The sequence below is a fragment of the Sphingobium ummariense RL-3 genome, assembly GCF_000447205.1.
GTDB classification, from domain to species: domain Bacteria; phylum Pseudomonadota; class Alphaproteobacteria; order Sphingomonadales; family Sphingomonadaceae; genus Sphingobium; species Sphingobium ummariense.
Map to the genome: position 1 here is coordinate 20,380 of NZ_AUWY01000041.1, position 10,088 is coordinate 30,467.

Annotated in this window: 8 protein-coding genes; all 8 read left to right on the plus strand. The window is 65.4% G+C overall.

From position 1 onward, the window contains the following. The first annotated feature begins 38 nt into the window (after positions 1-38). Positions 39-1,403 (plus strand): amidohydrolase family protein, encoded by a 1,365-nt coding sequence (locus M529_RS29535; RefSeq protein WP_031294465.1) that lies wholly within the window; start codon positions 39-41, stop codon positions 1,401-1,403. Beyond that, a complete protein-coding gene (locus M529_RS29540; protein ID WP_040600344.1) occupies positions 1,400-2,731 on the plus strand; it encodes an MFS transporter in 1,332 nt (443 codons plus the stop codon). The genes M529_RS29535 and M529_RS29540 overlap by 4 nt, the downstream gene beginning before the upstream one ends. Beyond that, positions 2,728-3,498, plus strand: coding sequence for a gluconate 2-dehydrogenase subunit 3 family protein (locus M529_RS29545; RefSeq protein WP_021316856.1), 771 nt, complete (start codon positions 2,728-2,730; stop codon positions 3,496-3,498). Before M529_RS29540 ends, M529_RS29545 begins: the two co-directional genes overlap by 4 nt. Next, complete coding sequence (locus tag M529_RS29550) at positions 3,498-5,270, plus strand: GMC family oxidoreductase (RefSeq protein ID WP_021316857.1); 1,773 nt, start codon at positions 3,498-3,500, stop codon at positions 5,268-5,270. Before M529_RS29545 ends, M529_RS29550 begins: the two co-directional genes overlap by 1 nt. Before the next feature lie 36 nt (positions 5,271-5,306). Further along, positions 5,307-5,708 (plus strand): c-type cytochrome, encoded by a 402-nt coding sequence (locus tag M529_RS29555; protein WP_021316858.1) that lies wholly within the window; start codon positions 5,307-5,309, stop codon positions 5,706-5,708. After that, positions 5,705-6,940, plus strand: a complete 1,236-nt coding sequence (locus M529_RS29560; RefSeq protein ID WP_021316859.1) for an iron-containing alcohol dehydrogenase — start codon at positions 5,705-5,707, stop codon at positions 6,938-6,940. The genes M529_RS29555 and M529_RS29560 overlap by 4 nt, the downstream gene beginning before the upstream one ends. Positions 6,941-6,958: 18 nt before the next feature. After that, positions 6,959-8,443: an NAD-dependent succinate-semialdehyde dehydrogenase gene (locus M529_RS29565; protein WP_021316860.1), complete on the plus strand. Its 1,485-nt coding sequence runs from the start codon at positions 6,959-6,961 to the stop codon at positions 8,441-8,443. Between the two features lie 43 nt (positions 8,444-8,486). Further along, on the plus strand, positions 8,487-10,088 hold a 1,602-nt coding region (locus M529_RS29570; protein WP_021316861.1), incomplete at its 3' end, for an outer membrane protein assembly factor BamB family protein.

The following is a 10,088-nucleotide window of genomic DNA, read 5'->3' on the forward strand; positions in this document are numbered from 1 at the left end:
AGGGGATTGATATGCCGTCTGCATCTCTGGTCAAAAAAATGCTCCTGGCGTGCGCCGTCATGGCAACCGTCGCATCTTGCGCGCCGACGGCGGAAACCAAGACCGACACGGTCGTGCTGCGCGACTTCACGCTGATCGACGGTACGGGCAAGCAGCCGGTGGCGGGCCAGGCGCTGGTCATCACGGACGGCAAGATCAGCTGGGTCGGCCCGGTCGGCGACCTCAAGGTGCCGGATGGCGCGAAGGTCGAGGAGCTGAAGGGCAAATATCTGATGCCCGGCCTGATCGACAGCCACGTCCATCTGGGCCTGGTCGACGGCATCAAGCAGGACATCAAATATCAGACGGCCGAGAATATCGAGAATCAGCTGAAGATCTATGCGGCCTACGGCATCACCACGGTGCAGACGCTGGGTACGGAGCAGGATCTGATCTATCCCATCCAGCGGCTTCGCGCCGGTCGTCCGACCATGTCGCGGGTCTACACCGTCGGCCGCGGCGTTGTCTTCAAGGGCAGCTATGGCGGCGTGCCAGGCCTGGAGCAGTCGGTGGCCACGCCCGAGGAGGCGCGCGCCATGGTGGACAAGCAGGCCGCCAACGGCGCCGACATGATCAAGCTGTGGGTCGATGATGAGTTCGGACAGCTGTCCGAGCGGATGCCGCCGCAGATCAGCAGCGCGGTGATCGACGAGGCGCACAAGGACGGCAAGAAGGCCGTTGCCCACATCTTCTACTATAACAACGCCGCTGAGTTGACGCGCGAGGGCGTGGACGCCTTCGCCCATTCCGTCCGCGACCGGCCGGTGGACGACGCGCTGCTCAGCCAGATGAAGGCGAAGGGCGTGTGGCAGATGGCTGCGACCCTCAGCCGCGAGGCATCCTTCACCTACAAGACGCTGCCCTTCCTCAAGGATCCCTTCTTCAACCGAGGAGTGACGCCTGCGGTGCTCCAGGAGCTGGAGAGCCCGGAGCGCGCGGCCAAGCTGGCGAGTGGCCCCAATTTCCCGAAATATGCGCCGACGCTGAAGAATGCGATGGACAATTTCGGGCGCGAGGTAAAGGCGGGCATCCGCTACGGCATGGGCACCGACAGCGGTCCCACCGCCCGCTTCCCCGGCTATTTCGCCCATTGGGAACTGGAGCTGATGGTCAAGGCCGGCGTCTCGCCGCTCCAGGCGCTGACCGCCGCCACCAGCGCCAATGCAGAGATCATGGGCGCCAAGGACGTGGGCACCGTCGCCCCGGGCAAATGGGCCGACCTGCTGGTCCTGGACCGCGATCCCACCGTCGACATCCGTAACACCCGTGCGATCAACACGGTCTTCATCGGCGGCAACAAGGTGCCGACGATCTGGGAGACCTGCGTCGGCCGTGACGCCGGCGCCTGCGGTGCTCGCCCGTGAGCGGAGGCGCGACGGCAGCGGACCAACGGGAAGCCGAAGCGGTAGCAGCCGCGCGGGCCAGCGGGTTGCGCCCCACCCGTGCCCGCCATGCGGTGCTGTGGCTGACCGTTCTCGCCTATCTCATCACCTATATGGACCGCGTCGTCATCGCGACCGCGGCGCCGGTGATCGAGCAGGAATATGGCTTCACGCCGGTGACGATGGGCTGGATCTTCGCGGCCTTCTCGATCTCCTACGCGCTGTTCCAGATCCCCGGCGGCTGGCTGGGCGACCGGTTCGGGCCGCGCCGCGCGCTGACCGGCGTCGTGCTCTGGTGGTCGACTTTCACCGCCGCCACCGCGCTGACCTGGTCGGCCGGGTCGATGATGGTCTGCCGCTTCCTGTTCGGCATGGGGGAGGCGGGCGCCTTCCCCATCGCGACGCGCTCGCTGTCGCGCTGGATGCTGCCGTCGGAACGCGGCTGGGCGCAGGGCGTGACCCATGCGGGCGCGCGCCTCGGCGGCGCGCTGACACCAGTGTTCGTGGCGCTGCTGATCGTCCAGTTCGGCTGGCGGATGCCGTTCCTTGTCTTTGCGCTGGTGGGCGTGGCCTGGGCTGCGCTCTGGTTCTGGTATTATCGCGACACACCGCGCGAGCATAAGTCCGTCAACGCCTCCGAACTGGCGATCATCGAGGGCGCACTGGGCGCGGGCAAGGCGCGGGTGTCCGTGCCCTGGCGCCGCCTGTTGTCCAACCCGCGGCTCTGGACGCTGTCGGCGATGTATTTCTGCTATGCCTACAGCATCAACATCTTCCTGACCTGGTTCCCGAAATATCTGCACGACGCGCGCGGTTTTGACATTGCGCTGATGGGGCTGTTCGCCAGCATGCCGCTGATGGCGGGCGTGATCGGCGACCTGTTGGGCGGATGGGCATCCGATCTGCTGGTGAAGCGGGGCGTGGGATTGAAGATGGGACGCCGGATCGTCGCGGTCGTCGGCTTCCTGCTGGCGGCGGCTATGATCCCGCTCGCCGCGGCGATTGTCGATCCAGTGCCCAGCATTTTGTGCTTCTGCGTCGCGCTCTTCGGGCTGGAACTGACGGTCGGCGTATCCTGGGCGGTGACGCTCGACATCGGCGGCGAATATGCGGGCTCCGTTTCCGCGGTCATGAACACGCTCGGCAACAGCGGCGCGGCGATCGCTGCGGCGGTGACGGGCTATATCGTGAGCATGAGCGGCTGGTTCGCAGCCTTCTCCGTGCTGTCGGTGCTCTGCCTGATCGCGGCTGTCCTGTTCCTACGCATCGACGCGTCGCGCAAGCTGGTCGAAGGGGAAATGCAGACGTGACGGATGAGGCAACCACGGATCGGCGCACGCTGCTGAAGCTGGCAGGCCTCGGCCTGGGCGTGGCTGCCGTGCCGACTGCCGCGGCCGTGGCGGCGCAGGGCGAACCCGCCGCTGCCCCGCCTGCTGCGGGCGGCCACGACATGGCCGGCATGAACCATGCCGCGCCGGTTGCCGGCGGGGAGCCGCGCCCCGGCTATGTCTTCCTCAATCCCGACGAGGCTGCCTTTGTCGAAGCCTTCGTCGACACGCTGATCCCGGAAGACGAACTCACTGCCAAGGGCACCGACCTCGGCGTCGCGATCTTCGTCGACCGGCAGCTTTACGGCGGCTGGGGCAATGGCGATCGCATGTACCTGCAGGGCCCCTTTCTCGAAGGGACGCCGGAGCAGGGCTATCAATTGCGGCTGACTCCCAACCAGTTGGTGACCGCCGGCATCGCCGACGTGAACGACCATGTGAGCGCGACCTATGCCGGCAACAGTTTCGACACGCTGGAGGAAGCCGACCGGATCAAGGTCGTGACCGCGCTGGAAAGCGCGTCGATCGATCTGCCGACCGTGCCGACCCGCTATTTCTTCAACACCCTGTTCCAGCTCGTCATGGACGGCTTCTTCGCCGACCCGATCTATGGCGGCAACAAGGGCAAGGCGTCGTGGAAGATGCTGGGCTATCCCGGCGTCGGCGAAATGTACGCCGACAAGATCGCGGAATGGCGCAACCGGCCCTATCGCGTCGACGAGCCGCTCTCCATCCAGGATCTGATGTGATGGCGACGAAGCTGCCACCCGTCGATGTGGTAATCGTCGGCTCCGGCTGGACCGGGGGCATCGTCGCGAAGGAACTGGCACCGACCGGCCTCAAGGTCGTGATGTTCGAACGCGGCCGGCCGCAGGACACCACGCCTGACTTCTCCGGGCCGCAGGCGCATGACTCGCTCAAATATTCGCGCCGCCTGCACATGGTGCAGGACCTGTCGCAGGAGACCATCACCTTCCGCAACAGCATGGATCAGGTCGCGCTGCCGATCCGCCAGCATGGCTTCTACTGGCCCGGCACCAATGTCGGCGGGTCGGGCGCGCACTGGTCCGGACTCACCTGGCGCTGGCTGGAATGGGAGCACAAGATGCTCTCCGGCACGGTCGCAAAATATGGCAAGGGCATCATTCCGGAGGACATGAACCTCCAGGACTGGCCGCTCTCCTATGCAGAGCTGGAGCCCTATTACGACAAGTTCGAAAAGGTCTGCGGCATTTCCGGCAAGGCCGGCAATATCAAGGGGAAGAATGTCCCGGGCGGCAACCCGTTCGAGGCGCCGCGCCAGAACGAATATCCCACCCCGCCGATGACGGCATCGCACACGATGATGCTGTTCGAGAAGGCGACGCAGAATCTGGGCTATCATCCCTTCCCGGTGCCGACGGCGAACTGCTCGGAGGATTATACCAACCCCGACGGGATCACGCTCGGCCAGTGCCATTATTGCGGGCATTGCACCGCCTTCGGCTGCGAGGCGAACGCGAAGGCCAGCCCGCACTTCCTCATGCTGCCGTTGGCACGCAAGAACCCGAACTTCCAGCTGCGCACCAATTCCACCGTGGTGAAGGTCAACCTGTCCTCCGACGGCAAGCGCGCGACGGGCGTCACCTATGTCGACGCGCGCGGGCGGGAACTGGAGCAGCCCGCCGACCTGGTGGTGCTGGGCGCCTTCGTCACGGGCAATGTCCACCTGATGCTCCATTCGGGCATCGGCAAGCCTTATGATCCGAAGACGAACACAGGCGTCATCGGCCGCAACTACGCCTTCCAGGGCGGCGGCGGCGCGTTCCTGCTGCTCGACAAGAACACCTTCACCAACCCGTTCATGGGATCGGGGGCGCTGGGAACCTGGATCGACGATTTCAACGGCGACAATTATGATTTTGCCAAGGCAGGCTATATCGGCGGCGGCGGCATCAGCATCGGCAGCAACAGCGGCGACCCGTTGACCTATCACCCGACGCTGCCCGGCGCGCCGCGCTGGGGCAAGGGGTGGAAGCAGGCGATGGTGGACGCCTATCACCATGTCGCCGGCATCGGCCACCAAGGCGCGGTGATGAGCTATCGCCAGAATTATTTCGACCTGGACCCGACTTATCGCGACGCCTTCGGCCGCCCGCTGCTGCGGCTCACCTTCGACTGGCAGCCCAATGAGACGAAGATCATGACCGCGCACAGTGCCGTCTGCCAGGAGATCGCGGGCGAGATCATGGGCCGCAAGCCGGGCGGACCCGGTGGCCCGCGCGCCATCGGCCATTTCAACAGCGCGCCCTATCAGACGACCCATAATACAGGGGGTGTCGTGTTTGGCGATGATCCGAACACCAGCGCGCTCAATAAATATTGCCAGTCATGGGACGTGCCCAACGTATTCGTGCTGGGTTCATGCGTTTTTCCGCAAAATGCCGGACGCAATCCGACCGGTCCGGTCGGTGCGCTGGCGTATTGGACCGCGGAGGCGATTACCAAAAAGTATCTGAAGCGCCCGGGCGCCTTGGTTTGAAGTTTGCGCTGCACGCGCATGGAGGAGGTAAGACACGTGAAGATTTGGATGTTGGTTGCCGGGATCGGTACCGTTGCCCTGGCGGGCACGGCCATCGCGGCCGCTGTGCCGAAGGGCGATGCCGCCCATGGCCAGCAATTGTTCGCGCGCTGCGCGGCCTGCCACAAGGTGGGTCCCAACCCTGCGCGCTCTATCGGTCCGGCGCTGAACGGCGTCGTCGGCAGGACCGCGGGCAGCGAGGCGGGCTATCGTTACTCGCCGGCGATGAAGGCGTCGGGCATCAAATGGGACGCCGCCAACCTCGACAAGCTGCTGCAGGGACCGTCGAAGCTGGTGCCCGGTACGAAGATGATCTTCCCCGGTCTCCAGTCTGCGCAGGATCGCGCGGACATCGTCGCCTATCTCCAGCAATATAAAGCAGACGGCAGCAAGAAGTGATCGAAGCCGCTTCCGCCTTCGGCGCCCTGCGCCTTCCGCGCTCCACCCTGTTCGGACGCGGCCAGCGCCATGCGCTCGGTTCCGTCGCCAGCAAGCTGGGCAAACGAGCCCTGCTGTGCACCGATGCACGGCAGGCCGCCCAGCCCGAATTTGCGGCGATGGTGACCGATCTCCAGGCGCACGGTCTCCACACTCATGTCTTCGACCAGACGATTCCGGATCTTCCGATCGAATCGATCGAGGCATGTGTGGAGGAAGTGCGGAGCTTCGAAGCCGATCTCGTGATCGGTATCGGCGGCGGCAGTTCGATGGACATGGCAAAGGTTGTCGCCGTCATGCTGACGCATGGCGGCGACATCCGCTCTTATTATGGCGAGTTCGCCGTTCCCGGTCCCGTGATGCCGCTGATCGCGATGCCCACGACGTCGGGCACAGGATCGGAAGTGACCCCCGTGGCGGTCGTCTCCGACGACCAGCGTGGCGCTAAGGTTGGGATCGCCAGCCCTTATCTGATCCCGCTCGTCGCGATCTGCGACCCGGATCTCACCATCACCTGCCCGCCGGGGCTGACCGCCTGTTCGGGCGCCGATGCGCTCACCCACGCGGTCGAGGCCTATACGACGCTGGCGCGCGCTGCCGATCCGATGCTGACCGAGGAACATGTGTTCGTCGGCAAGAACCTGCTGTCGGACCATTTCGCCCGGCTCGCGGTCGCCAACGTCTTCCGTTTTCTGGAGCGCGGCTATCGCGACGGCAGCGATGTCGAGGCGCGCGAGGGCCTGATGGTCGCCGCGCTTTCGGCCGGTTGCGCCTTCGGCACGGCGGGCACGGCGGCGGCCCATGCAATCCAGTATCCGGTCGGCAATCTGACTCATACCGCCCATGGCGACGGCGTGGCGACGCTGCTGCCCTATGTCATGCAGTACAACCGGCCCTATTGCGCCGAGGCCTTTGCGGAACTCGCCAAGGTGATCGGCCTGCCCGAAGGTTCGGTCGAGGAGATGTCGCAGGCGTTCATCGATGCCGTCGCCGATCTGCTCGGCAAGGTGAACATTCCCCGGTCGCTCGAAGCCCTGGGGCTCAAGGCCGACCAGCAGGACTTCGTCGCGCAGAACGCATTGAACGCCGCGCGGCTGGTGAAGAACAATCCCCGTCCCCTCGATCTGTCGGCGATGCAGAGCATCACCCGCGCGGCCTTCTCGGGCGAGCGGGAAGCGCTGCGCACGGCCTGATCCCTAGAAGGTTCCGCAATGACGACGAACAGCTATACCAGCACCACCACCGAAGGCTACGCCGGCCCTTTCTCCATTCCGACCGATCTGCTGATCGGCGACGCCTGGGTGCCCTCCGCCAGCGGGAAGCGCATTGATGTCCTCGATCCGGCGACGGAGCAGCTGCTGACCTCGGTCGCGGATGCGAGCGAGGCGGAAGGCATTGCTGCGGTGGACGCCGCTGATGCCGCCGCTGCGGACTGGGCCGCGACTCCGCCCCGCAAGCGTGCCGACATCCTTCTCGCCTGCTTCCACGCGATGATGGCGGAGCAGGAGTGGCTGGCGCAGCTCATCTCGATCGAGAACGGCAAGGCGCTGCCGGATGCCCGCGGCGAGGTGGCGTACGCAGCCGAATTCTTCCGTTGGTATGCGGAAGAGGCGGTGCGCATTAACGGTGAGCTGGGCCTGTCGCCCTCCGGCGCCAACAAGATCATGGTGCAGTATCAGCCGATCGGCATCGCGCTGCTGATCACTCCCTGGAACTTTCCCGCCGCGATGGCGACGCGCAAGATCGCTCCGGCGCTGGCCGCAGGATGCACCTGCATCCTGAAGCCGGCGGCCGAAACGCCGCTGACGGCGATGGCCGTCGCAGAGATCATGCGCCGCGCGGGCGTGCCCGCAGGCGTGGTCAACGTCGTCAACACCAGCGAGCCGGGTCCGGTGTGCAGCCGCATCCTGCACGACCCGCGCGTGCGCAAACTGTCCTTCACCGGGTCGACCGGTGTCGGCCGCATCCTGCTGCGCGAGGCCGCGGACCAGGTCATCAGCTCGTCCATGGAACTGGGCGGCAATGCGCCCTTCCTGGTGCTGGATGACGCCGACCTGGACGAGGCGATCGAGGGCGCGATGATCGCCAAGATGCGCAATGCGGGCGAGGCCTGCACTGCCGCCAACCGCTTCTATGTCCAGCGCGGCATCCACGACGCGTTCGTCGCGCAGCTGGTCGAGCGCATGGGCGCGATGAAGATGGGCCCCGGCCTCGACAGCGCCACCCAGTGTGGCGCGATGATCAACCGCAAGGCGATCGACAAGATCGAGCATCTGGTGACGGATGCGCTCAACCGCGGCGCGGAGGTCAAGCTGGGCGGCGTCAAGCCGGAAGGCGCAGGCTATTTCTATCCCCCTTCGGTGATCGCCAACGTCCAGCCGGGCTCGGAGATTCTGTCGACCGAGGTATTCGGCCCGGTGGCGGCGGTGATCCCGTTCGACGATCCGGCCGACGCTGTCGCGCTGGCCAACGCCACCGAATATGGTCTTGCTGCCTATGTCTTCACCGGTGACCTCAAGAAGGGGCTCCAACTGGCGGAGAAGATCGAGTGCGGCATGGTCGCGGTCAATCGTGGGCTGGTGTCCGACGCGGCGGCGCCTTTCGGCGGCGTGAAGCAGAGCGGCCTTGGCCGCGAGGGGTCGCATCACGGCCTGCTCGAATATTGCGAGGCCAAGTATATCGCCGTCAGCTGGTAAGGCAGGAGCCGCCGGCGCAAGAAACTGGAGAGGGGTTGAAGGCGTGATACATGACATAACCAGACGCAAGCTGCTTGGCGGCACGGCTGCGGCCGTGGCCGCCATCGGCCTCGATCCGGTGAAGAAGGCGGTTGCAGCTACGCCGGCCGGCGGCCCGGACACCGAATGGCGCCATTATGCAGCCGATCAGGCGAACACGCGCTATTCGCCCCTGGCGCAGATCAACGCGGACAATTTCGGGGATCTTCAGGTCGCCTGGAGCTTCAAGACCGACGTGCTCGGCGCGCGCAAGGAATATCAGTTCGAACCGACGCCGCTGCTGGTCAAGGGGCGGCTGTTCCTGACCGCCGGATCGCGGCGCGACTGCATCGCGGTCGACGCGGAGACCGGCGAGCTGCTGTGGATGTTCCGCAAGGACGAAGGGCAGCGCGCGCTCAACTCGCCGCGCCAGCTTTCGGGCCATGGCTGTTCCTATTGGACCGACGGGACGAAGGAACGCATCCTGTTCGTGACGATCGGCTACCAGCTGGTGTCCCTCGACGCCGCGACAGGCATTCCCGATCCGGAATTCGGCACCAACGGCATCGTCGACCTCAAGAAGGACTTCGATCAGGAGATCGATCCCGATACGTCCGATGTCGGCCTGCACGCGACGCCGCTGATCGCGCGCGATGTGGTGGTCGTGGGTGCGGCGCATACGGCGGGCGACGTGCCGGCGGTGCGTAAGAATGTGAAGGGCTATGTGCGCGGCTTCGACGTGCGCACCGGCAAGCGCAAGTGGATCTTCCACACCATCCCGAAAAAGGGCGAGTTCGGCTATGACACCTGGCTGAACGGGGACGCTGACGAGGCCGGGAACGGTGGCGTGTGGGCCGAAATGTCCGCCGACGAGGAACTCGGCCTGGTCTATGTGCCGGTGGAGCTGCCGACCGGCGACGAGATGGGGCTGTTCCGGCGCGGCGATGCGCTGTTCGGCGAGACGCTCGTGGCGCTCGACATCGACACGGGTGAGCGGCGCTGGCACTATCAGCTCGTCCATCACGGCCTGTGGGACCGTGACATTCCTTGCGCACCGATCCTCTGCGACATCCCTGTCAAGGGCAAGATCGTCAAGGCGCTCGCCCAGCCGACCAAGCAATGCTTCCTCTATGTGCTCGACCGCACGAATGGCAAGCCGATCTGGCCGATCGTCGAGCGCAAGGTGGAGGCCGGCGACGTGCCGGGCGAATGGTACGCCAAGACCCAGCCTTTCCCGACCAAGCCGCCCGCCTATGACGTGCAGGGCGTGACCATCGACGACCTGATCGACTTCACGCCGGAACTGCGGGCAGAGGCGGTGGAGTTTGTGAAGCAGTATAAGATCGGACCGCTCTTCACCCCGCCGGTGGTCAGCAAGCCGGGCCGCTGGGGCACGATTTCCGTACCGGGCGTCCAGGGCGGCACCAACTGGCCGGGTGGCTGCTACGATCCCGAAACGCACATGGTCTACGTCTATTCGAAGACGCAGCCTTCGTTGATGGGCATCATTCCCAATACCGACATGGCGGTTTCCGAATTCCCCCAGGTCCATGGCGTTGCCGGCGTCAATCCCCGTCCGCAGGTGGCGATGGGCGCCGCGCGCCCCAGCCCGGCCGGGGCGTCCCGC